The sequence below is a fragment of the Marinobacter iranensis genome (assembly GCF_029207565.1).
GTDB lineage: Bacteria > Pseudomonadota > Gammaproteobacteria > Pseudomonadales > Oleiphilaceae > Marinobacter > Marinobacter iranensis.
This window is the reverse complement of the sequence record NZ_JANCMW010000002.1, coordinates 50391-75994: the sequence shown is the minus strand read 5'-3', so window position 1 is coordinate 75994 and position 25604 is coordinate 50391. Positions and strand designations below refer to the sequence as shown.

At 59.6% G+C, this 25604-nt stretch carries 23 protein-coding genes; 15 read left to right on the top strand and 8 right to left on the bottom strand.

Features of this window, described 5'->3' with window-relative positions:
- Positions 1–2: 2 nt before the first annotated feature.
- The 3 genes from NLU14_RS03585 to panP all read left to right on the top strand — a co-directional run bounded on the left by NLU14_RS03585 (position 3) and on the right by panP (position 4050).
- The gene (locus NLU14_RS03585) at positions 3–1706 is read left to right on the top strand and encodes an isovaleryl-CoA dehydrogenase (RefSeq protein WP_275704804.1); all 1704 of its coding nucleotides are present in this window, start codon (positions 3–5) and stop codon (positions 1704–1706) included.
- Between the two features lie 199 nt (positions 1707–1905).
- Positions 1906–2247 carry a DUF503 domain-containing protein gene (locus NLU14_RS03580; protein ID WP_275704803.1) on the top strand — a complete coding sequence of 114 codons (342 nt, stop codon included), beginning with the start codon at positions 1906–1908 and terminating at the stop codon, positions 2245–2247.
- Between the two features lie 126 nt (positions 2248–2373).
- The gene (gene panP / locus NLU14_RS03575; RefSeq protein WP_275704802.1) at positions 2374–4050 is read left to right on the top strand and encodes a pyridoxal-dependent aspartate 1-decarboxylase PanP; all 1677 of its coding nucleotides are present in this window, start codon (positions 2374–2376) and stop codon (positions 4048–4050) included.
- Between the two features lie 221 nt (positions 4051–4271).
- Here panP and NLU14_RS03570 read toward each other — a convergent pair whose 3' ends face one another.
- Positions 4272–4538: a hypothetical protein gene (locus tag NLU14_RS03570; RefSeq protein WP_275704801.1), complete on the bottom strand. Its 267-nt coding sequence runs from the start codon at positions 4536–4538 to the stop codon at positions 4272–4274.
- 105 nt (positions 4539–4643) lie between these two features.
- Positions 4644–6203, bottom strand: coding sequence for an inorganic phosphate transporter (locus NLU14_RS03565; protein ID WP_275704800.1), 1560 nt, complete (start codon positions 6201–6203; stop codon positions 4644–4646).
- 214 nt (positions 6204–6417) lie between these two features.
- On the opposite strand from NLU14_RS03565, the gene NLU14_RS03560 reads away from it, so the two are divergent.
- The 3 genes from NLU14_RS03560 (at position 6418) to NLU14_RS03550 (ending at position 10723) form a co-directional block, all read left to right on the top strand.
- Entirely contained in the window at positions 6418–7524 is a 1107-nt protein-coding gene (locus NLU14_RS03560) for a GGDEF domain-containing protein (protein WP_275704799.1), read from the top strand.
- An 85-nt stretch (positions 7525–7609) separates the two neighbouring features.
- Complete coding sequence (locus NLU14_RS03555) at positions 7610–8056, top strand: flavodoxin (protein WP_275704798.1); 447 nt, start codon at positions 7610–7612, stop codon at positions 8054–8056.
- A 150-nt stretch (positions 8057–8206) separates the two neighbouring features.
- On the top strand, positions 8207–10723 hold the full coding sequence (locus NLU14_RS03550; protein WP_275704797.1) for an EAL domain-containing protein: 2517 nt from the start codon (positions 8207–8209) through the stop codon (positions 10721–10723).
- On the opposite strand, the gene tesB is transcribed toward NLU14_RS03550, so the two are convergent.
- The 3 genes from tesB to NLU14_RS03535 form a co-directional block, all read right to left on the bottom strand.
- Entirely contained in the window at positions 10720–11577 is an 858-nt protein-coding gene (gene tesB, locus NLU14_RS03545) for an acyl-CoA thioesterase II (RefSeq protein ID WP_275704796.1), read from the bottom strand. The two genes, NLU14_RS03550 and tesB, sit on opposite strands and share 4 nt — an antisense overlap.
- 80 nt (positions 11578–11657) lie before the next feature.
- Positions 11658–12812 (bottom strand): NAD(P)/FAD-dependent oxidoreductase, encoded by a 1155-nt coding sequence (locus NLU14_RS03540; RefSeq protein ID WP_275704795.1) that lies wholly within the window; start codon positions 12810–12812, stop codon positions 11658–11660.
- Between the two features lie 37 nt (positions 12813–12849).
- Positions 12850–13017 carry a rubredoxin gene (locus NLU14_RS03535; protein ID WP_150911405.1) on the bottom strand — a complete coding sequence of 56 codons (168 nt, stop codon included), beginning with the start codon at positions 13015–13017 and terminating at the stop codon, positions 12850–12852.
- Between the two features lie 265 nt (positions 13018–13282).
- On the opposite strand from NLU14_RS03535, the gene NLU14_RS03530 reads away from it, so the two are divergent.
- From NLU14_RS03530 to phoR, 5 genes are all read left to right on the top strand, one after another.
- Complete coding sequence (locus NLU14_RS03530) at positions 13283–13840, top strand: hypoxanthine-guanine phosphoribosyltransferase (protein ID WP_275704794.1); 558 nt, start codon at positions 13283–13285, stop codon at positions 13838–13840.
- A 37-nt stretch (positions 13841–13877) separates the two neighbouring features.
- Positions 13878–14426 (top strand): chorismate--pyruvate lyase family protein, encoded by a 549-nt coding sequence (locus tag NLU14_RS03525; RefSeq protein ID WP_275704793.1) that lies wholly within the window; start codon positions 13878–13880, stop codon positions 14424–14426.
- Positions 14427–14494: 68 nt separating this feature from the next.
- Positions 14495–15382: a 4-hydroxybenzoate octaprenyltransferase gene (gene ubiA, locus NLU14_RS03520; RefSeq protein WP_275704792.1), complete on the top strand. Its 888-nt coding sequence runs from the start codon at positions 14495–14497 to the stop codon at positions 15380–15382.
- Positions 15383–15483: 101 nt separating this feature from the next.
- Complete coding sequence (gene phoB, locus NLU14_RS03515) at positions 15484–16176, top strand: phosphate regulon transcriptional regulator PhoB (RefSeq protein WP_275704791.1); 693 nt, start codon at positions 15484–15486, stop codon at positions 16174–16176.
- A gap of 68 nt (positions 16177–16244) precedes the next feature.
- Complete coding sequence (gene phoR, locus NLU14_RS03510) at positions 16245–17561, top strand: phosphate regulon sensor histidine kinase PhoR (protein ID WP_275704790.1); 1317 nt, start codon at positions 16245–16247, stop codon at positions 17559–17561.
- 5 nt (positions 17562–17566) lie between these two features.
- On the opposite strand, the gene NLU14_RS03505 is transcribed toward phoR, so the two are convergent.
- Entirely contained in the window at positions 17567–18424 is an 858-nt protein-coding gene (locus tag NLU14_RS03505; RefSeq protein ID WP_275704788.1) for a response regulator, read from the bottom strand.
- 297 nt (positions 18425–18721) lie between these two features.
- Between NLU14_RS03505 and NLU14_RS03500 the strand changes: the two genes are divergently transcribed.
- The 3 genes from NLU14_RS03500 to NLU14_RS03490 all read left to right on the top strand — a co-directional run bounded on the left by NLU14_RS03500 (position 18722) and on the right by NLU14_RS03490 (position 21712).
- Positions 18722–19909, top strand: a complete 1188-nt coding sequence (locus tag NLU14_RS03500; RefSeq protein ID WP_275704787.1) for a lytic murein transglycosylase — start codon at positions 18722–18724, stop codon at positions 19907–19909.
- Positions 19910–19985: 76 nt separating this feature from the next.
- The gene (locus NLU14_RS03495) at positions 19986–21017 is read left to right on the top strand and encodes a metal-dependent hydrolase (protein WP_275704786.1); all 1032 of its coding nucleotides are present in this window, start codon (positions 19986–19988) and stop codon (positions 21015–21017) included.
- Between the two features lie 2 nt (positions 21018–21019).
- The gene (locus NLU14_RS03490) at positions 21020–21712 is read left to right on the top strand and encodes a pseudouridine synthase (protein WP_275704785.1); all 693 of its coding nucleotides are present in this window, start codon (positions 21020–21022) and stop codon (positions 21710–21712) included.
- Here the strand turns inward: NLU14_RS03490 and NLU14_RS03485 are convergent, their stop codons facing one another.
- Positions 21713–22192: an asparaginase domain-containing protein gene (locus NLU14_RS03485; protein ID WP_275704784.1), complete on the bottom strand. Its 480-nt coding sequence runs from the start codon at positions 22190–22192 to the stop codon at positions 21713–21715.
- Positions 22193–22219: 27 nt separating this feature from the next.
- Positions 22220–23134 carry a D-alanyl-D-alanine endopeptidase gene (pbpG, locus tag NLU14_RS03480; RefSeq protein ID WP_275704783.1) on the bottom strand — a complete coding sequence of 305 codons (915 nt, stop codon included), beginning with the start codon at positions 23132–23134 and terminating at the stop codon, positions 22220–22222.
- Between the two features lie 287 nt (positions 23135–23421).
- On the opposite strand from pbpG, the gene NLU14_RS03475 reads away from it, so the two are divergent.
- Positions 23422–25599 carry a putative bifunctional diguanylate cyclase/phosphodiesterase gene (locus NLU14_RS03475; protein ID WP_275704782.1) on the top strand — a complete coding sequence of 726 codons (2178 nt, stop codon included), beginning with the start codon at positions 23422–23424 and terminating at the stop codon, positions 25597–25599.
- Positions 25600–25604 lie beyond the last annotated feature (5 nt).

Genomic DNA, 25604 nt, shown 5'->3' with positions numbered 1-25604 from the left:
ACATGAACGCCCGCCAGCCCCTGCCGCAGGACGCAGCACAACCCTCTGGTGACGACCGCTACCTGGCCGTCACCCACGAGGTCTTCAACCAGCCACCGGCCCTGGAGGACTACAACCTGTTCGAGCAGGACAAAGCCCTGCAGGAAGCCGTTGCCCGGGAAGGTGCAGCGGCAGCGACCGGCGACCTGAAACAGTTTGGCGCCTTGGCCGGCGCGACGGAAACCATCGAACTGGGATTCCGCGCCAACGAGAACAAGCCGGTGTTCAACACCCACGACCGTTTCGGCCACCGCATTGACCAGGTGGACTTCCATCCCGCCTATCACCAGTTGATGTCCCTGGCGATGGAAAACGGCCTCCACAGCAGCCCCTGGGCCAACCCCGGATCAGGTGCCCATGTGGCCAGGGCGGCCAAGTACTATATGCACTCCCAGGTGGAGGCGTCCCACTGCTGCCCCATCACCATGACGTTTGCGGCCATCCCATCGATCCGCAAACAACCGGAACTGGCCGCCATCTGGGAAGCCAAAATCCTCGCCAACAACTACGACCCCCGCAACCTGCCGGACAGCGAAAAACAGTCCGTCACCATCGGCATGGCGATGACCGAGAAACAGGGCGGCAGCGACGTGCGGGCCAACACCACCCGCGCCTACGCCACCGGCACCGAGGGCCCGGGCCAGGCCTATGAGCTTGTCGGGCACAAATGGTTCGTGTCGGCTCCCATGTGCGATGCCTTCCTGGTACTGGCCCAGACCCAAAGCGGCCTGTCCTGCTTCCTGATGCCACGCTGGCGCCCGGACGGCAGCAAAAACCCCTGGCAGATCCAGCGCCTGAAAAACAAGATGGGCAACGTTGCCAACGCCTCCAGCGAAGCGGAACTGCGCGGCGCCCTGGCCTGGATGGTCGGCGAGGAAGGCCGTGGTGTGCCCACCATCATCGAAATGGTCGCCATGACCCGCTTCGACTGCATGATTGGCAGCTCCGCCGGCATGCGCCAGGCCTTCGCCCAGGCCAGCCACCACTGCCACCACCGCAGCGCCTTCGGCAACCGCCTCAGCGAGCAGCCATTGATGCAGAACGTCCTCGCGGACCTGGCCCTGGAAAGCGAAGCCGCTCTCGCCTACACCATGCGCGTCGCCCGGTCGCTGGACAACCAGCACCTCGAACACGAACGCCTGCTGGCCCGACTGGCCACACCCGTGGGTAAATACTGGATCTGCAAACGCACCCCCAACCACGCCTACGAGGCCATGGAGTGCATCGGCGGCAGCGGCGTGATGGAAGACTGCATCATGCCCCGCCTGCTGCGGGAATCCCCGGTCAACGCCATCTGGGAAGGTAGCGGCAATGTCCAGTGCCTGGACACCCTACGCGCCCTGCAGAAAGAACCGGACACCCTCGACGCCTTCTTCAACGAAGCCGCCGAAGCCCGGGGTAGCGATGCCAGATTTGACCGCTTCCTGGCCCAACTGCAGAACGACTTCGCCGACATCAGCGACGTCGAATACCGCGCCCGCAACCTGGTGGACCGCCTGGCCCTGCTGATGCAGGCCTCGCTGCTGCTGAGAAACTCCGACACCGCCGTTGCCGACGCTTTCTGCGCCTCCCGGCTGGAACACAACGGCGGCCTGAACTACGGCAACCTGCCCTCCGGCACCAACCCGGCAGCCATTATCAAACGGGCAACGCCTGTAGTAGGCTAGTTTGGACGTCCATCAGGCTGTTATGAAGACCAACCTGATGGACTCCACCTGAATTGTTAGCGAACCGGTGGGGGAGGACTTGCCAAAACTGTGCGGAGCCATGGATGGCGGAGCCCAAGCGCCACATGGATGTGCCGAAGGAGCGTGTTTTGGCAAGTCCTCCCCCACCGGTTCCAGCACCAAAGCCGGAAGCATAGAGATGTCTGAAGCCCTGAGAAAACTCCTGAACCAAGGCAACCCCCAGCAGCCAGTCATCACCCCGCACGTGGGCATCCTGACCCTACACTTCCAGCTCTACGCCTGCGAAGACCTCAAAGCCAAACGCAAAGCCTTCACCGCCATGAAAGCCGTCTGGGGCAAAGAACCCGACCTCGCCGTCGCCGAAACCGCCGACCAGGACGCCCTAGATTGCGTCACCTGGACCATCGCCGCCCTTGGCGGATCCTCCCAGCAGATCTCCCAGCGCCTCGACCAGATCGAAAAAGCCATACAGGAACGCATCGACGCTGCCATACTGGACGTACACCGGGAGATACTTTGACCCTCCCACCAGGCAGGGGCCATGCTGTAGCGTATGGTTTCACGACACCGTATACTACGCCCCCTCAGGGAGAACAGAGCGCCCGGGACAGGCTTGGCGAATGACCACTGATAGTGTGTGGCACCTATGACCGGAAAGAAAAAATCCGCCCAGGCCTCAGTAGAGGCCATGTATCGTGTATTCACCGTGCCCGAGGCACCTGAATCCACCCTGAGCCGGATTGACCAGAACATATCCCGCAACCTTGCCGGCTTCCTGCAGGAACACATCGTTGCGGTTGAACGGGATCTTTCCGACGTCGAGAAAGACTTCTCGGATTACGCCATTCCCGAAAAACCCATCTTCGTCTCGGAACAGGCCCAGTTCCTGCTCGACAAACTGGTCGCCAACTCGGTACATACAGCATCTCCCAGCTTCATCGGCCACATGACATCCGCGCTGCCCTACTTCATGCTGCCGCTGTCCAAGATCATGATTGCCCTTAACCAGAACCTGGTTAAAACCGAAACCTCCAAGGCCTTCACCCCCATGGAGCGCCAGGTACTGGGCATGATCCACAGGCTGGTCTACGAACAGGACGGCGCCTTCTACCGCAAGTGGATGCACGACCCCCGCTACGCCCTGGGGGCCATGTGCTCGGGTGGTACCGTCGCCAACCTGACCGCACTGTGGGTGGCGCGGAACAACGCCTTCCCCGCCGAAGGCAGCTTCCGCGGCATCCATCAGGAAGGGCTGTTCCGGGCATTGCGCTATTACGGCTGTGAAGGCGCAGCCATACTCGTCTCCCGCCGTGGACATTACTCCCTGCGCAAAGCCGCCGATGTACTGGGGCTGGGCCGGGACTTCCTGGTGCCCGTGGACACCGATGACGACAACCGCATCAACACCGATGCGCTGCGGGAAAAGTGCCTGGAACTGCACCGCCAGAAAATCCGCGTCATGGCCATTTGCGGCATCGCCGGCACCACTGAAACCGGCAACGTCGACCCTCTGGACGCCATGGCGGACATCGCCCGGGAATTCGGCGCCCACTTCCACGTGGACGCCGCCTGGGGCGGGCCAACCCTGTTCTCACGCACCCACCGGCACCTGATGCGGGGCATCGAAAAGGCAGACTCGGTCACCTTTGATGCCCACAAGCAGCTCTACGTACCCATGGGCGCCGGCCTGGTCGTGTTCCGCGACCCGGGCCTGGCAAGCGCCGTTGAGCATCACGCCCAATACATCATCCGTAAGGGCTCCCGGGATCTGGGCAGCACCACTCTGGAAGGCTCACGGCCGGGCATGTCCATGCTGATCCAGTCGGGGCTGAAAATCCTGGCTCGGGAAGGCTACGAGATCCTCATCGACCAGGGCATCGACAAGGCCAGAACCTTCGCGGAAATGATTAACGCAGAGACGGATTTCGAGCTAATCACCAAACCCGAGCTCAATATTCTGACCTACCGCTATTGTCCCGAAAAGGTGCAGCAAGCGCTCTCTGTCGCCGATCCCCTGCAGGCCGAGCGGCTGAACACGTCTCTGAACCGCATCACCAAATTCCTGCAGAAAACCCAGCGTGAGCGGGGCAAGGCGTTTGTCTCCCGGACACGACTGGAACCGTCACGTTACTTCAGCTTCCCATGCATAGTATTTCGGGTGGTATTGGCCAACCCATTGACCACAAAAGAAATCCTGGCAGACATATTGAAAGAGCAGCGGGAACTATCAGCGGATGAAGGGATCCAGGACGAAATGGAAATCCTGGATCAGATGGCAGATGCCGTACTGAAACTGCATGAGACTGGAGCTCAGCAGGCCTGACTTCACCCTGCCCGGTCAGAAACCCGAGGGTCGAGGGCCCTCCTCTTCCAAGAGTCGCGCGGCGCCGAGCACGGATTCACCGTGAGCGGGGCGGAACAGGCTTCAGAAACCGTGCGGAGCCATGGATGGCGGAGCCGAGCGTACAGGGAGGTATTCACAGCGTGTTTCTGAAGCCTGTGCCGCCCCGTTCACCCACTCCGCTTTAGCCAAAGCAGAACGGCTCAGTAAAGCGCCTCTTCATCATCAAGCACTTCGTCCAGAATCTCTAAAAACATATGATCGGCGCTGCTCCAGTTTTCCGGAATGCGAATCGTTGTGTTAGCGCTGATCTCCCGGGCGATAAGCTCGTTGGCACCGGGCTGATTACGGTATTTACGGGCAATTTCCACCGATTTCACCGCAATTGTCGGGTCACTGAGGACCTTCTTGATAAACACCCTGAGCTCGTCAATCACCTTCGCCTGACGGCTTTCTTCTGCTGAACTCATGAATCAATCCCCGGACAAGTTGCAATTATTGGGGAGGAAAAACACCTCCCATATCAGAAATAGTATGGGCCAAACAGGCACCTGACAACCAGCCCCGGTTATCCTTTAGAGCAACAGGCCCCGCAGCGTGAAGAACAGGATCGCCGCCATGCAGGCCGACGCGGGCACCGTGATAATCCAGGCGGCAATGATTCGGGTCAGATGGGAACGTTTGACCATTTCCTCGCGGTAGATCTTCTTGAGGCGCTTACGCTCTTTCTTGGACAGGGGCACCTGCTTCTTTTTCTTGGCCTGCTTGAGCAGGTTCTCCATTTGCTCAACCGACGCGTTGCGGAAATCCTCCAGGAACGGGCGCAGGCGCTCACGCTCCTCTTCCTCATGGCTGTCCATGATGTTGTGAAGCTGCGTCGCGTAGTTGGATTTCAGATACTCCCGCAGGAAACCGACACCGAACACACCACCAATGGCAATATGCGTCGAGCTCACCGGAAGCCCCAACTGAGAGGCAATGATCACGGTAAGCGCAGCAGAAAGGGCAATACAGAACGCCCGGGTTTTATCCAGTTCGGTGATTTCGCTGCCCACCGTCTTGATCAGGCGCGGGCCAAACAGCATGAGGCCGACCGCAAGACCAAGGGCGCCCACCAGCATTACCCACAATGGAATGGAGGCGGCGGTTACCACCGCACCCGCCGACAGCGCGTCGTTGATGGCCGCCAGGGGACCGATGGCGTTGGCAACATCGTTGGCACCATGGGCAAAACTGAGCAGGGCGGCGGCAAAAATAAGCGGCCAGGTGAACAAGGTGTTCACGCCGGCAGAGCTGTTCTCCATAGTGGCGGCCCGGCGGCCAACCAGCGCCCTCATCAGGAAGAAGATGACAGCCGCCACACCCAAGCCAACCAGCGAGGCTCCCAGGAAGTCCACCTCAACAATCTTCTTGACCCCCTTGACCATCAGGTAGGTACCAAACGCCCAGGCCATGATGGCCACCAGCCAGGGTACGAAGAGCCTTGCCGCCGACACGACGTTTTTCCGGTACAGCACGGTTTTCTTGATGGCATACAGGAACAGGGCCGCCAGCACGCCCCCCATCACCGGAGAGATCACCCAGCTGGCAACAATCTTGGCCATGACAGCCCAGTCGGCAATGCCCCAGCCACCGGCGGCGATACCCGCACCGAGCACGCCGCCGACAATGGAGTGCGTGGTGGACACTGGCGCGCCCATCCAGGTTGCCAGGTTGAGCCAGAGCGCGCCCGCCAGCAGCGCTGCGGTCATCAACCAGACAAAGGCACTGACATCGTCGAGCCGCTCAGCGGCGATAATGCCCCCCTTGATGGTAGAGACCACATCACCACCGGCAATAATGGCGCCCGCTGCCTCGAATACGGCAGCGATCAGAACCGCGCCACCCAGTGACAACGCCCCGGAACCTACGGCAGGACCAACGTTGTTGGCGACATCGTTGGCCCCAATATTGATAGCCATATAGCCGCCGATAACCGCTGCGGCCATCAACAGCATGCTGTTGGGCATGCCGCTGCTGATTTGCCCGACGGCAAGAAAAATACAGAGCAGGAACAGGAAACTGAAGCCGACTCGGTAACGTTCGGTCGATGGACTGGTCAGGAGAGTATCGAGAAATCCGTTTTTGCCGGCCATATACGTCAGGTCTCGCAACAGGGGGACACAGGGAGTTGCTGTTTCACGTTCTTACGGCGGCAACTATAAATTTTTTGCCATGAAAATGAAACAAAACGGTCATGATGGTGATTGCTTGACCAAAGTCGCTGTAAAGACTTTCCGCTTCGACTAACCTGACCCATAATCGCTAACCACGCAGCCTGCGTAGTGAATCAACAATAACAAGAGCTTCATGACCAGACTCCCTGATCCCAACCAGCAAATTGTCGACGAAAGCGAGGAAGAGCAGGTATCCCGCCTGCTGACCGGCCTGTCAGCCATGGCCATCCTGTTTCTGCTGGGCATCGGTGCCAAGGCTTGGTTCGCAACCCACACGGCCCATGCCTGGTCACTCTGGCTCTTTGCGGCACTGGTGGCCGTGAACATGCTCGCCTTCGCACGGTCCGGCAACCGCCGCCGCCAGAAGGTTGGCATGATCTCCATCGTCGGCCTGTTATTCGGGTATCTGATCGTAACCGGCGGCGAAAATAACACCGGCCCGCTCTGGTTTTATGTTTTCCCGCCCCTGTTGTTTTACCTGACCGACCTGAAAACCGGCACAGCGGTACTGTTGTTCTGTTGTCTGCTTGCGGTTGTCGTCTTCCAGTTTCCGGAATTACCACTGGTCACCGCGGAATACAGCACCGATTTCAAGATACGCTTCTTCGCCACGCTGACCTTTGAGTCCATCTTCTGTTTTGTGCTGGAAGCCAGCCGTCTGAAAGCCCGTAATGAGCTGATGGACCTCGCCCGTACCCACGAACACGCGGCCCGCACCGACGAACTGACCGGCCTTTCCAACCGTCGGGATATGCTGCACCGGCTTAACGAGGAATACTCACGGTATCGGCGTTCCGGCCACCACTTCTCCGTTGTCCTGATAGACCTGGACCTGTTCAAACACATCAACGACGATTTCGGTCACGACGCCGGCGATGAGGTGCTGCGGTCCTTCTCGGAGCTGATGCAAACCGTCATTCGCCAGGCCGATGTGGCCGCACGATGGGGCGGAGAGGAATTCCTGATCCTGCTGCCGGACACATCGCTGCTCCAGGCCCTGACGCTGGCCGAACGGTTGCGCTCTGAGGTGGCCAGCGCCGAGTTCTCCTTCGCCGGCCAACGCATGCCGGTCACCATCAGTGCAGGCATCTGCTCCATCGCCAAGACCGGCACGGTGGACGAATTGCTGAAACAGGCCGACGTTCACCTGTACAGCGCCAAGGAAGACGGACGTAACCGTGTCGCCCCGCGGGTACGAACCTCCAACAAGGAAGCAAGCACACCTGGCACGGGTTCTTGAGCCCTGCCACCTCACCCGTTATGATCGTGCCGCAATACAGGCAGGGCCCAAAGATGACTGCCACTACGAACGAACGGGAAAACTCATGGCCTCTATCCGGATTCTTGTTGGCAGCGTTTACGGCGGCGCCCTGCTGACGGCACGTACCCTGAAGAAAACCCTGGAACAGGAAGGTCACCGGATCACCGTCCTTGAGGAACCAACACTGGAGGAGGTATCCGAGAACGACGAACCGGTACTAATCTGCACCTCCACTACCGGTCAGGGCGAACTTCCGCCAAACCTGCTTCCATTCTACCTCCAGCTTCGTGAACAACTGCCCCAGCAGCCCGGGCGCGCTTTCGGGGTTATCGTGCTTGGCGACAGCTCCTATGGTGACACTTTTTGCGGTGCCGGTGGGCTTATGGAGGAGGCCTTTTACGAAACCTCAGCCCGGAAAGTGGGCGAGACGCTGCGGATAGACGCCCTGGAAACCGCCGAACCAGAGCTGGAAGCCATCCCCTGGGTGCGGGAGTGGCTGGAAGCACTGTAACGCCCGTGTTGGGCGATCCCTACAAACCGGCCATTTCGTCCTTGAGCACCCGATCAGTTAAAGCCATACTTGATCTGACAATCACAACAACATCGGTACTACGTGCGCCATATTGTTCAGTTTTTCGCCCTGACGGGTGCATTGATCATAATGGCTTTCGGAACCCAGGCAAGCCCGGCCCCATCCGGGTTTGCAGAGCCGGATATGGACTACATCCGGGTGGCACCCGCGGAACAGATGGATCTCAAGGAGGCTCTTGCTTCCGACCGCTGGCAGTCACTGGAAGGCGAAAGTCCGAACTTCGGCTACATCCGCGACACCGTGTGGCTTCGTATTCCTGTATCGGCCATACCGGGCGAACGTAAATTACTGGAGATACGCTACCCGCAACTCGACGAAATCACCTTTTACCTGCTTGAGAACGGCGTCGTCCGGCAACGCATCCCGACCGGTGACCATTTCCCGTTTGACCAGCGCCAGATCCAACACCGCAATTTCCTGTTTTCCTTTGAAACCGATCCGGAAAGCGATTATCAGGTGATACTGCGTGTCCGGACCCAGGGAGCCATGCAGATTCCGGTAAGGTTGTGGAACCCCCGCGACTTCTTTGAAGCAACGACCATCGAAGACCAGATGCACGCAATCTACTACGGCATCCTGATCATGGTTATTTTCTTCAACCTGTTTATCTTCCTGGCGCTACGGGAGCAAATGTACCTGCTGTATGTGCTTTCCACCCTGGGCTATCTGCTGTTGATCGGCAGCCTGAATGGCAGCACCTACCAATTGCTCTGGCCCGGGTCGCCCTGGTTGCACAACCAGGCGATGATGCTGACTGTGCCGACGGCGCTGATATTCACCCTGCTGTTTTCCCGTGCCTTTCTCAACCTCCCGTCCACCAGCCCAAGGATGGACAGGCTGGTGTGGTATACGGTGGTGGTCAACCTTGTGGTGGCCGTGATCACCTTCCTGACCGACTACAGCGTAGCCAGCAGGCTTACGGTTGCCCTCGCCATTCCCAGTTGCCTGCTTTTGACGGTGATCGGCCCCCTGCAATGGATCAGAGGCAACCCCCAGGCCAGCTACTACACCATCGCCTGGGGATTGCTCACCCTGGGGAGCGCTGTCACCGCCGCCAACAAGTACGGGCTTGTTCCCACCAACTTTGTGACCGCCTATGGTATGGAAATCGGATCGGCGCTTGAAGCCATCCTGCTGACCATCGCCCTGGCGGCCCGGCTCTACCAGGAGCGTGAAGACAAGGTCCGCGCCCGGGAGGCGGAAATTACCGCCATGGCGGCAAGGCGTGCGGCAGAGCTGAGGCTGATCGACCAGGCCCTGCACAACCCGTTAACCGGACTGCCCAATCGTACCTGCCTGGAGATGACAATCAACGAACTGATTACCCGGGAGCCGGACAGGCGTTTTTCCATCGCGGTGATTCATCTAACCAACCTTCCGGCCATCACCAAAACCCTTGGGCACCGCAATACCGACCGGCTGATCGAACTCGCCGCTCGGCGATTCAACAGTGTCGTGGGGGAGCTCCCGGGCATATGCCCGGTCGAATCGACCGAGCAGCAGAATTTCTATCTGGCTTCGCTGGAAACGGCCACCTTCGGTTTTGTTGTAGAGGCAGACGTTCTTGCGAAGACACCCCGCGCCATCGTCCGTGCACTGGAGGAAATCCGCGCACCGCTGGATTACCTGGGCATGCAATTGCCGCTGGACCCGCGTACCGGCACGGCCATTTATCCAGATCATGCCACCGACGCCACCACGCTGATCCGGCGCGCCTTTATTGCCCAGGGTTCCAGAGATGCCCGGGATCGGGGGCTGGCCCATTATCAGCCCTTCCGGGACTCCTACAGTGCCGACCGTCTCACTCTGGTGTCTGAGCTGCGACATGCGCTGCGGCACAGCGAACTCGCCCTGTACCTGCAGCCAAAGCTGTCACTGAAAACCCGGAACGTGGTCGGCCTGGAAGCTTTGATTCGCTGGCCCGGCCGAAAAAAACCGATACCCGCCGACGAACTGATCGCTCTTGCTGAACAGACCGGGCTGATCAAACCGCTGACCCGCTGGGCGCTGGAGCAGTCCCTGGAACTGAGGAGCCGATTGCTGGACAACGGCTGTCCGCACAATATCTCCGTGAACATCTCACCCAATAACCTACGGGAACCGGACTTCCCGCTGTTTGTTCAAAGGTTAATGAGCCGTTACCACGTCCATCGGGGAGCTATCACCCTGGAGGTCACCGAGACCTCGATGATGCAGGATCCGGTCAATTCCCTGCGCGCGCTCAATTCCCTGCACGCGACCGGCATTCCGCTGTCCATTGATGACTTTGGATCCGGCTACTCGTCGCTCTCCTACATCAAGCAACTGCCCGCCAGCGAGATCAAGATCGACCGCTCACTGGTCACTGACCTGGCCACCCAGGCCGATGACCGGGTGATTGTCCAGACCACTATTGAGATGTGCCACAGCCTCGGCTATCGCGTTGTGGCCGAGGGTGTGGAGAGCGAAGAGACGATGAAACTGCTGGAAGCGATGGGCTGCGACATGGTCCAGGGCTACATCCTGACCCCACCATTGCCCTTCGATGAAATGACCCTATGGCTGAGCGAACGCAACATTCAGGACAACAAACGAAAGATCGGCTAGCCCCGCTGTCGGATCAGCGCTTCCTGGGTGGTCGACGCCACCAGCCGGCCCTGGCGGTCAAAGAAATTACCGCGATTGAAGCCACGCCCGCCGGACGCGCTGGGGCTGTCCTTGTCATAGAGCAACCACTCGTCCATACGGAACTCACGATGGAACCAGATGGAATGATCCAGGCTGGCCACCTGCAATTGCTTGCTCATGAAGGTTACGCCATGGGGATTCAGGGAAGTGCCCAGGAAAGAGAAGTCAGAGGCGTAGGTCAACAGGCACCGGTGCAGCACCGGGTCATCCGGGAGGTGACCCTGGGTCCGGAACCAGCTTTGCTTATAGGGCGGACGCGGCTCCGGCTTCAGCGGGTTCACCGGGTCCACAGGCCGGATCTCAATGGGGCGGTCCCGGGTCAGGGTGTCACGGTGGCGCTCTGGTACGTGGGGTGCCAGTAACCTGCCGTATTCCTGCTCGGATTTGAGGCTCTCGGGGTCCGGCGCCGCCGGCATGTCCAACTGGTGCTCAAAGCCCTCTTCCGCAACCTGGAACGACATGGATCCGGTAAGGATTTCCTTGCCATCCTGGCGCGCAATCACCCGGCGCACGGAAAAACTGCCGCCGTCACGAACCCGCTGGACTTCGTAGTCGATGGGCATGCTGTGGTTGCCGGGGCGCAAAAAATAGGCATGCAGGGAATGAGGCAGACGCCCTTCCACCGTGCGGCTGGCCGCCATCAGTGCCTGGCCCAGTACCTGGCCACCAAACACGTTGGGAAAGCCAAGATCTTCGCTGTCGCCCTGGAAATGGTCATCGCCAATGGGGGCAAGATCCAGCAGATCCACCAGTTTTCTGGTTACTTCAAGCATGCCTGCTCCTGTCGATTTCGTTAGCTCACGAATGAGTTTCTACCGCAAGCCGGGGATTTTCGCAATCCCGATGCCACCAATCAGTTGTGGATCGGCGGAACCTCCTTCGACAGGGCCTGCTTCTCCACTGCGTAACGACCGGTCACCGCAAACCCCAGCACCTCGCCGGAGTCGCTCTTGAACAGGGCACGGACATCCTGGCCATCTGCCTCCACCTCCCAGTCGCCCGTCGCATTGGCCGGTGGCGGGCAGACAGCTGTCGGGCAGCAGGGGGTTTTGACCATGACCGGCATGGTGCCGTATTTCACCTCGGTGCGTTCGGCCACCAGGGTTTTGGCCAGTGAGCGGGCACAGGCCATCAACGGCAAAACATACAACAGCACGTGTCCATCCACTTCCGCGCAATCACCCAGGGCGTAAACATCCGCTGCCGACGTTTCCAGGGCACGGTTCACCACGATTCCACGATTGGTCTCAAGGCCCGCCGCGGCCGCCAGCTCCGTGCGCGGCCGCAGCCCCACCGCAGAAATCACCAGGTCGGCATCCAACTGCTCGCCATTGGCCAGGCTCAGGCGCACGCCGTCGCCGCTCTCGGCAATGTGCTCCACCACCGTCTCCAGATGAAACCGGACACCCAGTTCTTCGAGACCCTCACGCACCGCTTGCGCGGCACGCGCCGGCAGCAGGCCTGGCATCAGGGCATCGGAGGGGGCAATCACATCCACTTCGACATCCCCGTTACGCAGGTCATTGGCAAACTCGCAGCCGATCAGACCGGCACCCATGATGGCCACCCGCTTCCTGCCCTGTAGAGCCTTGCGAAAAGCACGATAGTCCATCAGATCGTTGATGGAGAACACGCGCTCATGGCCATCCCCGGCTATGGACAGGCGAATCACGTCCGCGCCCCAGGCCAGTACCAGTTTGCTGTAGCCCAGCCGTTCATCACCCAGCACCAGTTCGTGGGCGTCCGGATCAATACCGGTAACTGTGGTGTGGGTACGCAACTCCAGGTCCAACTGCTCCACCATGGTATCCGACGAGGCCTGGGCCAGCTCATCGGCCTCCTTGCCCTTGGTGAAACCGGTGGAAAGCATGGGTTTGGAGTAACTGAAGCCATCGTCCGCCGTGACCATCACAATCGGCGTTTCCTTATCCTGCTTGCGGATTTCCCTGGCCAGTGAATAGCCTGACAATCCGGTACCCACAATCACGATGGGGGCGTCTATGCTCATTACCTGCTCTCCAAACCTGTTCGTCAATACCGGCGTATCAGCCGATCTCAATCATCTCGAAATCTTCCTTGCCCACGCCGCAATCCGGGCACTCCCAATCTTCAGGCACATCTTCCCAGGCGGTTCCAGGCTCGATACCGTCGTCGGGCCAGCCCTCCGCCTCGTCGTAAATAAATCCACAGACAACACACTGCCACTTCTTCATGCCACTCCTCCGAAATTCATCAAGGCGCGATAGTAATTGTCAGACAATCATGCGCGCAAGTCATTGTTGCTCCGTCCAGACACCGCTGCCACCGGGAACCCATCATACCCATCGCCGCAGCGTTGACCAATGCCAGCGCAGACAGCCATTCAACGGGTTTTCTGCCAATACCCATAAATACCGGGGCCGCACCCGCAAAACGCCCCCTCCCTTCGGCGCCTCTCCTCCGGTATAATCGACCGTTTTACGACAGGACCCGACCGCTATGACCGATACCGTCGCCGAACTGAATCAGGTAATGGCCGAAGCCGACTGCCTGGTGAGCGAGCAGCAGGTTCAGGCCGCCATCCAGTCCCTTGCGGACGACATCACCGGGCGCCTGAAGAACACCAACCCCCTGCTGTTCTGCGTGATGAATGGCGGACTGATCCTCACTGGCCAGTTGCTGCCACGGCTCACGTTCCCGGTACAGGCGGAATATCTCCACGCCACACGCTATCGGCAGGAAACCACTGGCGGCATCCTGGAATGGAAACTGCAGCCGGAGGCGGACATGAACGGCCGCACCGTACTGATCGTCGATGACATCCTCGACGAAGGTACGACCCTCTGCGCCATTGTGGATTACTGCCTCGCCCATGGCGCCAAAGAGGTCCTGACGGCGGTACTGGTCGACAAACAACACGACCGCAAGGCGAGACCGGATCTCAAGGCCGACTTTACCGGCCTGGAGGTAGAAGACCGCTTCCTGTTTGGCTACGGCATGGACTATAAGGGTTACTGGCGCAACGCCCCGGGAATTTATGCCGTTAAGGGGCTTTGAGCTGTCCGCGGCTGTCGTGGCTGACAACCATACGATAATGCGTATTCCACCCACGGACTGGTACCGGTCTTTTTCCGCTGCCGGGCTGAGAGAGCCAGATATACACGGCCCGCTGGGCCACTGGCTCAAGCTGGAAGGCTCTCTCACCCGCGCCCTTCAGCTTCGGTGCCGGTACCGCTTTCGTGTGGATATCCTGCGCGAAGGGTTTGCCCGGCCAACCCTCGAAGAAGCACGCACGCTGGGCATCCCCCCACGCCAGAACGCCTGGATTCGCGAGGTAAGCCTGAATGGGGATAACACGCCCTGGGTCCTTGCCCGCACCATCATTCCGCTGGCAACGCTGGCGGGGCCTGGCCGGCGCTTGCGCAACCTCGGCCGCAGGCCCCTTGGTGCTTACCTGTTCAGCCAGCCCGAATGGCAACGGGGCCCATTCGAAACCGGCCTTTGCCAACGCACCATAAGCGCCCAGCCTCTGGCGGCAAGACGTTCACGGTTTTTCAGTGGCAACCGCTCCCTGCTGGTGGGCGAGTATTTTTTGCCAACCCTGTTCGACTCGGATCCCAGCCATTCATCCCCCGCCCTTTAACCCATACCCCGCCGCTGGCTATAATCCCGGCTCAGTTGCCCGAACTTCACCCGATACGGACCAAGCCCATGCTGCCCAATGCCGTGCCCGATCACATCCAGGCCCGCCTTGCAGACTATACCCGCCTGTTGCGCCTCGACCGCCCCATTGGCAGCCTCCTCCTGTTATGGCCGACCTACTGGGCACTGTGGCTGGCCGCTGACGGGTTTCCCGGTATCGGCAATTTCATCGTGTTTACCCTGGGCGTTTTCATGATGCGGGCCGCCGGCTGTGCCATCAATGATTTTGCCGACCGCAAGGTGGACCGCCATGTAAAACGCACCAAGGACCGCCCGCTGACCTCCGGCCGCATTGAAGCCTGGGAAGCGGTGGCCCTGTTTGCGGGCATCTGCCTGGTGGCCTTCCTGATGGTGGTGTTATTTACCAACACGCTGACACTCTACCTTTCCTTTGGCGGTGTGGTTCTGGCCTTCATATATCCGTTCATGAAACGCTACACCCATCTGCCCCAGCTTTTTCTCGGCGCGGCGTTTTCCTGGGCCATCCCCATGGCCTGGGCCGCTGAGGCCGGTGAGGTCACGCGGCTGGCCTGGCTACTGTTTACCGCCAACGTCCTCTGGACCGTCGCCTACGACACCCTCTACGCCATGGTCGACCGAGATGACGACGTCCGGATCGGCATCAAGTCCACGGCCATTCTTTTCGGCGAGGCCGACCGGGCGGTGATCGCGGTACTGCAGGCGTTGGTGGTGCTGATCCTTATCCTGGTGGGTCAGCAGGCTGAACTGGGTGTATTCTACTGCCTGGGCCTTGTCGCCATGGCCTGCCTGTTTGTTTTCCAGCAGCATCTGGCCCGCTTCCGGGAACGGGATGGTTGCTTCAAGGCATTCCTCAACAATAATTGGGCGGGGTTCGCCGTTTTCGCTGGTTTGCTGGTTGACCGAATCATCAGTTAGGCGAACAAATCCGGACACAGCCTGCTACTGTCATATACTTGTAACACTACCCGGTTGTAATGAGGCAGCAACAATACTCGGTATGACACAGGTTAATGCTCATGACTGGAAAAACTGTCCTGATCGTCGATGACGAGGCTCCCATTCGCGAAATGATCGCCGTTGCCCTCGAAATGGCCGACTACGACTACATTGAGGCAGCGGATGCCCGCGAAGCGCATGCCCTGATCGTTGATAAACAGCCCGATCTCATACTCCTCGACTGGATGCTGCCAGGCACCAGCGGCGTGGAACTGGCCAGGCGCCTGAAGAAAGAAGAAGCGACCGCTGAAATTCCCATCATCATGTTGACGGCCAAGGTTGAGGAAGACAACAAGATCCAGGGCCTGGAAGTGGGTGCGGACGACTACATCACCAAACCCTTCTCGCCCAGGGAACTGGTGGCACGGCTCAAGGCTGTGCTACGCCGCGCCACGCCCCCTGGCGTGGAAACGCCCATTGAGGTGGATGGCCTGACACTCGACCCGGTAGGGCACCGGGTAACCACACTGACCGGCGCGCTCAACATTGGCCCGACGGAATATCGACTGCTTCAGTTCTTCATGACGCACCAGGAACGGGTCTATACTCGGTCCCAACTGCTGGACCAGGTGTGGGGCGGAAACGTCTACGTTGAGGAGCGGACGGTCGATGTTCACATACGCCGTTTGCGCAAGGCCCTCGGCGACCAATACGATCACCTGATCCAGACAGTGCGCGGCACCGGCTACCGGTTCTCGACGAGGGCGGCATAGTCACAACCGAAGCGGTGCCCTCGAACCCCAACGAACCGGGGCCCGGAACTGACTCAGGGGCAGCAGTAATGCAACACAACTGGTCAAAGTATGTGCGATGGATCATCGCATTCCTGATTGCCTGTACGGCAATCGGGCTCTTCTTTGGCAAACCGCTTTACGGGCTGACGGTGGGGCTGCTGGCCTACCTCTGGTGGACCCTGGCCCAGGCCAAGCGCCTGTACCACTGGCTTGGCAACCCCAGTGCCAGCGATGAAGCCCCGCAAAGCGTCGGCCTGTGGGGTGATATTTTCGACGGCCTCCACAAGCTTCATCAGAACCACCTCCGGACCCAGGACAAACTGCGCGCCCAGATCAACCGGGTCCAGGAATCCACCAACGCCATGCGCGATGGCGTGATCATGACCGATTCACGCGGCGCCATGGAGTGGTGGAACGGATCCGCGGAACATCTGCTTGGCTTTCGCCGCAGCTCGGATAGGGGCCAGTTAATCCATAACCTGATCCGCAATCCGGCTTTCAAGGCCTATTTCGACTCCAGGGACTACCGCGAACCGCTGGAACTGAATTCACCGGCAAAACCGCATATTCACCTGCAGATCCAGATTAGCCTGTTTGGCGACGATGACCGCCTGATCGTGGCCAAGGACGTTACCCGTCTCTATCAACTCGAACAGATGCGGCGTGATTTTGTTGGCAACGTATCCCATGAAATGAGAACGCCCCTGACGGTGATCAGTGGCTACCTGGAAACCCTGGTGGACAACGCCGATGACCTGCCACCCAAGTGGCGGCGCGCCATCAACACCATGGCCCATCAATCCTCACGCATGGAAGCGCTGATTACCGATCTGATATTGCTGTCCAGGATTGAAACCGGCGAGCAGACCGTCAGCGATGCCGTGACAGACATACGGGCGATGATTCATCAGATCTGCTATGACGCCAAGGCACTCAGCGGTGAGCAGGGCCACGAGTTCAATGTCAGCATTGGCGATCGTCATTTGCTGACCGGCGACGAGAGCCAGCTACGAAGCGCCTTTTCCAACCTGATATTCAATGCAGTAAAGTACACACCGGCTGGAGGGAGCATTACTGTTATCTGGGAGACGGACCGCGATGGCGGACATCTGTCGGTGAAGGATACCGGTATTGGTATCGACCCGGTCCATATTCCGCGGCTCACCGAACGCTTCTATCGCGCCGACCCCAGCCGCCACAAGGAAACCGGGGGAACCGGCCTGGGGCTGGCCATCGTCAAGCACGTATTGCTGAACCACGACGGCAACCTGGAAATCCGCAGCCAAATTGGCGATGGCAGCGAGTTTATCTGCCATTTTCCCCGGGAACGGCTGGCGGAAAGGTTGCCTGAGACCGCTTCCTGAGGGGCTTAACCGCCACCACTGCGGAAGCGGGCAATAAAGCGGGAGAGGTCTTCGAGTTTCTTCGGGTCTTCGTCAACAAACCGGATGGTCACGCTCACGAAGTCGGTGTCTTGGCGCTTGTCCACCGCCTGCAACTGATGCACATAACCGTTCAGCCGCGCCACCTGCCCCTCGGCCACTTCAACATCGACCACAGCCTGATCAAGAATGCCCGGAAACTGCTGGTCCCGCTTGGCGATCACCCGGACCTCCGTGAGGGTAATATCCTTGATAACGGATCGGAGGGTGCTGTCTGAAAACCGCACCGACGCCACGCTCATGGCCGGGCGGCCCGAGGTAGCCGCGGTTGTGGATAGCCTGCCCGGACGTGCAGGTGCTGCTGGCTCTGCCGATTCACGCTTCTGAGTCAGCAGGGTCGCGGATTCCTTGAAGGCTTCGGCAGGGCCGCCCATGGATTTGCCGCTGCGGTCCATGGCATCTTTCAGCCGTCGCCCCATGACCTTGATGATCTTGTTGCTCAGCCCCTCGGGACTGAAGGGTTTGCCCAGGTACTCGGACACCCCACCCTTGACGGCCTCCACCACATGATTCTTGTCACCACGGCTGGTGATCATGATGAACGGTGTTTTCGCATACTGGGGCTGCTGACGCATCCACTGCAGCAACTCCAGGCCAGACATCTCGGGCATCTCCCAGTCACACAGGATCAGATCGAACACCGTGCGTGACATCAGTGACTGGGCCCGGCGACCGTTCTGGGCATCGGTGGTTTCAATCACCGGGAAACGCTGACGCACTGTTCGCTTGACCAGATCCCTCACAAAGCTGGCATCATCCACCACCAGCGCCTTCAGCGTTGCCATGATTCGGACCTTTTATCTTTCGGAATGTTGTCGTTCATATCCCCGAACTATAGAACAAGCCGCTAGCCGGGAATAGCCAGACTACAAAAAGACGACACATCCGGAGCTGTGTGAAACGCCAGGTTAAAGAATTGTCACCGAAAGCCGGTGACAACAGTGTTTAAGCCCCCCAAAAACAGGCTACCATGACCCACGAACATCCACCCCAGACCGAGGTTTAGCGTGCCGAGCATATTCACAGGGACATTTCCGGGCCAACGGACGATTCGACACCTTTCACTCGCCGGACTATTCGCCATGAGCAGCCTGCCTGCCGCCGCCGACACCGACGTTGCCAGCGACTTTCCCCAATGCATAAAGCGGCTGGAAAGCCAGGCTATTGAGGCCGGGGTATCTTCCAGAACAGCCGGCGATGTACTGGCCAGCGCGGAATACCTGGAGCGGGTCATCGAGCTTGACCGGCGCCAGCCGGAGTTCACCACCACGTTTGCCGACTACCTAAACCGCAGGGTCAACGAACAGCGCGTCAGTCAGGGTCGTGAGCTGCTGCAGGAACACGAGGAACTGCTCGGCCGTGTCACTCGCAAGACCGGCGTACCTGCGCCTTACCTGGTGGCTTTCTGGGGGCTGGAAACCAATTTTGGCGCCTACTTTGGCAAGATGCCGGTACCCAGCTCACTCGCGACCCTGGCCTGTGACGAGCGCCGCAGCGAGTTCTTCACCGAGCAGCTGATTGCGGCGCTACGGATCATTGACGAGGGCGCGATACCCGCCGAACAGATGGAAGGTTCCTGGGCCGGTGCCATGGGCCACGTCCAGTTCATGCCCACGGTCTTTCTCCGCCATGCCGTGGACGGCGACGGCGACGGCAAGCGGGACCTGTGGAACAGCCTGCCAGACGCCATGATGTCTGCCGGCCACTTTTTGCAAGACCTGGGCTGGGATGGGGACTACCGCTGGGGACGGGAGGTTCTTCTGCCGGACAACTTTGACTATGAGCTGTCCGACGGCCGCAAACTGCCCCTGGAAGAATGGCGACAAATGGGCGTGACCGACGCCTTCGGCAACGCACTCGCCAACGAGCCTATCAAAGCATCGCTGGTGGTTCCCGCCGGGCACCGCGGGCCAGCTTTTCTGGCCTACCGGAACTTCGGTGTCATCATGGGCTGGAACCGCTCCGAGTTCTACGCCATCGCGGTCGGACACCTGGCGGACCGTATTGCCGGCGCCGGCAAGCTACAGAACCCGCCACCGGAGGACATGCCCGCACTGTCGCGGGACAACATCATGAACATCCAGCGGGCGCTGAGTGACAGGGGATTTGATACCGGAGAGCCGGACGGCATTATGGGCCCCAATACCCGTTCCGCGATCCGGGCTTTCCAGTCAGACCGGGGAATTATTGCCGATGGCTACCCCGGCGATACGGTTCTGGACGCCCTGGGAGTCAATCTTCAGACAAACGCCGCCGGGGCCGATACCTGAAAGGCCCCGGGCGTGATCCGAAAACCGATTCCGCGCATAATACCTGTCGGATTTCACTGACAAGGCTTCAATCCCGATGGACTCGATAACCCAGGCGGCTCTCGGCGCCTCTCTGGCTGGCGCGGTTGCCGGAAAAACCCTTGGCCGCTCGGCACTGCTGATCGGCGCGGCCCTTGGCACCCTACCCGATCTGGACGTGGTCATCGACTATGGCACCGCCGTCGCCAACTTTACCCAGCACCGCGGATTCAGCCATTCGCTGTTCATCCTGCTTCCGCTGTCGGTATTACTGGCATTCGCATTCCATCGCTGGCGCCCCGCTCTCAGTCTTGGGCGCTGGTTTGCACTGACCGCCCTCGTACTACTGACACACCCGTTGCTCGATGCCTTTACCACCTATGGCACCCAGTTGTTCTGGCCGATTGGCCCGCCGGTGGCCATCAGCAGCATTTTCATTATCGACCCTCTTTACACACTGCCGCTGCTGGCTGGAATACTGGCTTACCTGGTACGTGGGCCGCACACCAGTGCTCTCATGGCGGGCCTCCTGTTCTCAACCCTGTACCTGGGCTGGAGCGCAACCGCCCAACAGATCATTTCGGAGCGGGTCGGGCCGACACTGGCTGCTGAGGGCCTGGAAGATGCCCCGCGGCTGGTTCAGCCCATGCCCTTCAACACCATACTGTGGCGGGTAACCGTTGTGGGTGAGCACAGGCGGGCGGAAATCGTGACCGGATTCCTGGATGACAATGGGCCTGTCACGGTGGAGTACTTTCCACGCGACCCCAACCTGGAAGCAGCCGCGACGTCACTGCCGGAGGGCCAGCGACTGGCGTGGTTCACCCACGGCTTCCTGCATTACGAGAAAGCCGGAGACCAGTTGACGGCCACGGATATCCGCCTGGGCATTCCCGGCGCGCACCCGTTCACCTTCATTCTGGCCAGATACAATGAGGATGGACTGAATCCGGAGCCCAGTTCGCGCCTGGAGCGCCCCGATATCGGAGGCGAACTGCTCGGCGTACTATGGTCCCGAATGACCGGCTCTGCCGAGGTACTGTGCCTCGCCAGCCTGACACTGCCACCGCCGGGAGAAGGTTGCACCTGAGCATGCGCCTGGATTTTTTCATCGCCAACGCCACCACCCTGTCGCGCCGGGATGCCAGGAAAACGATCAGTGCCGGCCGCGTTCAGGTTCAGGGAAAGATATGTCGCAAAGCCGCCTCTGCCGTGGACGAGGAGGCCAGGATCACCCTTGATGGCGAGCCGCTGTCGCTGCCCGGCGAACGTTACCTCATGCTGCACAAGCCTGAGGGGGTGATTAGCGCCACTAAAGACAGCCAGCAACCAACGGCACTGGATCTCCTGCCCACGGATGTTCGCCACGGGCTGCACATCGCGGGCCGGCTGGATGCCGATACCACCGGGCTACTGTTACTGACAACCGACGGCCAGTGGTCACATCGCATCACTTCCCCCAGGGTAGAGTGCCCAAAAACCTACCGTGTAACCCTCGCCGAACCCATCGGGAACGACGCCATTGGGCGGTTACGAGAGGGCCTGCTACTGCACGGTGAGAGCCGCCCCACCCGGCCAGCGGAAGTCAGTGTGGTGGGTCCCGGAGAGATTGACCTCACCCTGTCGGAGGGGCGTTATCACCAGGTAAAACGCATGCTGGCGGCGGTCGGTAACCATGTGACGAGGCTGCATCGGTGGCGGGTGGGTGCCATTGTACTCGACGCCTCATTGGCGCCGGGACACTATCGGGAACTGACTCCGGAAGAAGTGGCCAGTGTGCGCTGATCAGGTTCGCTCGAACCGCTGGGCCTTGAGGTTCTTGCGCACCGAGCCGGCTTCGAACACCTCGCCGTTCATGGCGATATACACCCCGTGAGGTAATAGCTGAAGGGCGGCCCATGCGAAGCCAATGTTGAAGACTGCGTCGCTACGACGCATCCGGGCCGGCTGCATGGCGCCCATAAGCACAATGGTTTTCCCGGTTACCGATAGCAGCGCTCTGGCGGTTTCCGGCATGGTGTCGGTACCATGGGTGATCAGCACTCGCTCTGCACCGCACTGGCCGACAGCCTCCCGGACAGCCGCCCTGTCGTCGTCCGTCATCTCAAGGCTGTCCTTGCGCATCAACCCGGTCACCGCAAAACCGTCACGGATATTGGACTCCGCAAGCAGTTCTCCGATCAGGCTGTCGCCGATCTCGAATTCGCTGTTGGCGTCGAAATACACCTTGTCGATGGTGCCACCGGTGGTGAATATCTCAATCATCTGCTGCGTTTCCCGAGTCGCTGAAGGTCAATTCACACTGGCGGAGGCCGGTTCCGAAGATGCGTAGGCAGCGTTCTTTTTCCGCTCATACGCCCGCGCTGCCGCGGCCACGCTGCCGCCGGCTCCGGTAGTCAGCCACCGCTTTATCCTCCCGGCGTCCCCCATCGGTGATCGGGTACCAAGGGAATCGAGCAGCACGGTCACTACTGGCCGACCTTCCAGCTCAAACAGCATCACCAGACAACGACCGGCCTCGGAGAGATAGCCGGTTTTACTGACGCCCACGCCCCAGCTCTCGCGGTGAACCAGGATATTGGTGTTTCCGAATGCCAGCCGGTATCTGGGCTGACGGAAACGAGCGGTAAAATAACGGGTGGTGGTGTACTCCCGAATCTGCGGATACTGGCTGGCGGCCTTGACCAGGCGCACAAGGTCTGCTGCCGTGGAACGATTGTCTGCAGACAGTCCGGTTGCATCCACGAAGGTTGTGTTCACCATCCCCAGCTCACGGGCCTTGGCATTCATGGCTTCGATAAATGCGTCATAACCGCCGGGATGATGCCTGGCCAGGGTATAGGCCGCAAAATTCTCCGAGGACATCAGCGCAACCCGCAGCACATCGGCGCGTCTCAACTCCGAGCTCACGCGAATACGGGTGTAGGCGTTGGCCGGCGCGGGAATATGGCGCTCCTGGAAGTCCAGCCATTCAGTCAGTGGTTCGCCGGATTCCATCACCACCAGCGCGGTCATCAGCTTGGTGATTGAAGCAATGGGCACACGGCGATCCGCATTCTTGCTATACACCAGGCTGTCGCCGTCAGCGTAGGCCACGGCGGCATTGACCGATGCCAATTGCAACTCCGCCCTCTCAATAGCCCCGGCCCGGGATACGTTCAGCAAAAACAGGGCTGTCAGCGCCAGAACAACGGCCGTTCGGATCATTTGTTTAACCTTTTTATATGTCATTCCGATGTCAGCTTCCCACTATACCAGCGAAAACAGCCACTGGCTCCGGTCAGGCCCCGGTAAAAGCGTTACCGGTTTGTCAGATCTTCCCGTATCCGGCAACGAACGTTGAATGTCTGAATTCGCTCAGGCGTTTAAAACAGCAAATGCAAAAACTTATAAAATCGCGTAAAATTACATATAAATCATATTGTTACATAATGATTCAGAAAGTAACCAAAGTGTAACCGGAACTGTGGAAAGCGAGCAGGATATCACCGCGAATGGATTCAACCGGAAACCCATCGGCAAGAACGAGCGTCAGTAAAACCTTGCCCATGGACATGTCTGATACCTTCTGGCGCTGGCTGCCGCTTACCCTGCTGGTGTTTGCCATCGTTTACGGATTACTTCTTGCCTCGCTCCTGCCCCAGTCATTGAGCACGGTTAACGGGCTGACAAGTCCGGAAACAACCTCTTCGGACCTGCCGCGGAACCTCATCTCGCTGATCTGGAAAGCCTTTATCGGTGGCATTCTGGCGTTTGCACTACTGTTCAACCTGGTGGTTGTGTTCATGCTGCAACGTCCCGGCCTGGCCTGGCTTAGCGTGTTGATGGCCGGGGTTATCCATAGCCAGTTGGTGCTGGAGGGGTTTGGCCTTTGGTTTATCTGGCCCGACTGGCCACAGTTTGATGCCCTGCTGCACATAAGCCTGCCCCTGTGCCTGATCGCACTGTGTGAGTTCACACCCCACTTCCTGTCCCTGTCACAGCGTTCCGGGCGGATCATTCATGGCATCAGCCTTGCGGCCTTCGTGCATTTACTGGCAACCCCCCTGGATGTGCCACTGATTGGCCAGGAGTCTTTTCTCGCCCTTACCCTGGCAGGCGGCACCTTCATTCTCCTGGTGGTTGTCGGGCAGATTCGCCAGCATGTCTATGCCCGTTACTACGGGCTCGCCATCCTCGCCATACTCACTGGGGCGGTGCTCTCGTCATTACGGACATTGGGTTGGGGACCAAATATCAGCGTTGCCGAGTCCGCACTGTTCCTGGGCGCTGCGGCAGGTTCCGTCATCCTCACCACCGGTGCTGGCCGCCTGCTGCTGGAAGAACGACGAAAACGCCTGAGCGCGGATTTGCGGGTGCAGCGGGAACAACAGATGCGATCCCGGATTGAGCAGGACTACGATCGCCTGCTGAAAACCCACCGGGTAACCGGCAAACCCAACCGGGCCATACTTGAAGAAACCCTGGACAGCATCGATATCGACCAAGCGCCCTACACCCTGTGCATGGTCCGGCTCCAGCGCTTCAACGAGATTGAACAGGCATTGGGGTACCGCACCGCCGAGGAGCTTCTGAAAAGCTACCTGCGCCAGTTGAACGGTTACCTGAAACGCCGTGCGGGTGCCAGACTGGTGGCCATCAACGGTTATGGCTTGGCCACCGTGGACACCATCAACCACGCCTTTGCCCTGTACCGGGAAGACGAAAGTGAACCGACCCTGGAACTGCTCCATGACATCCGCGACTGGCTGGACGATAACTTCCGGGAGGGCCGGTTTTCCTTCTCATGGAATCCCTCGCTGGGTGTCGCCCACGCGCCGGAACATGGCCAGGATGCCGCCGGCATACTGTCTTCCGCAGGCGTTGCCTCACTGAACACCGGGCAGGTCCTCACCGTGTACGACCCGGCCATTGCCGAATGGCAATACCGCCAGCAGATATTGATGCTGGATGTGGAAGACGGTCTTGCCAGCAACTGCATGTGGCTGGAATACCAACCCAAGGTGTGTATCCGGGATTCGAAAGTCAGCTCGGTGGAAGCACTGATCCGCTGGCGTCATCCCGAATTCGGGTATGTGGCACCCGACCAGTGGATACCGCTGGCGGAACAGATGGGGGTTATTCACCCGGTAACCCTTTGGGTCATCGAGCGGGCCTGTAGCGAGTACCGCCACCTGATCGCCCGCTATGGCAGCAACCTGTCAGTAGCAGTCAATATTTCCGCAATGGACCTGACCCATGCCAGTTTCGAGGATGAAATTATCCATATCATCGCTCGCCATGGCATGAAGACTGAAAACCTGATCCTCGAGATTACCGAAACCGCCATGATGACTGACCCGGAGGCTTCCCGCCGGATGATTCATGCTCTCGGCCGCAAGGGATTCCGGATAGCCATGGACGATTTCGGCACCGGCCACTCCTCACTCGGCACACTGGCCAGCTTCGATCTCGATGAGCTCAAGATTGACCGCAGTTTCCTCAAGGACATCCTCGCCCACCCCACCCGCCAGCGTATCTTTCGCGCGGCCCTGGAGCTGGGCGAGGCGCTGGACCTGGATGTGGTGGTTGAAGGTGTCGAGGACGAAGCGGTGGTTTGCTGGTTGCAGCAGTTCCCGGGCCTCTATGGTCAGGGGTATTTCTGGGGCCGGCCGGAACCGGCCTGCCCCTGACGGGA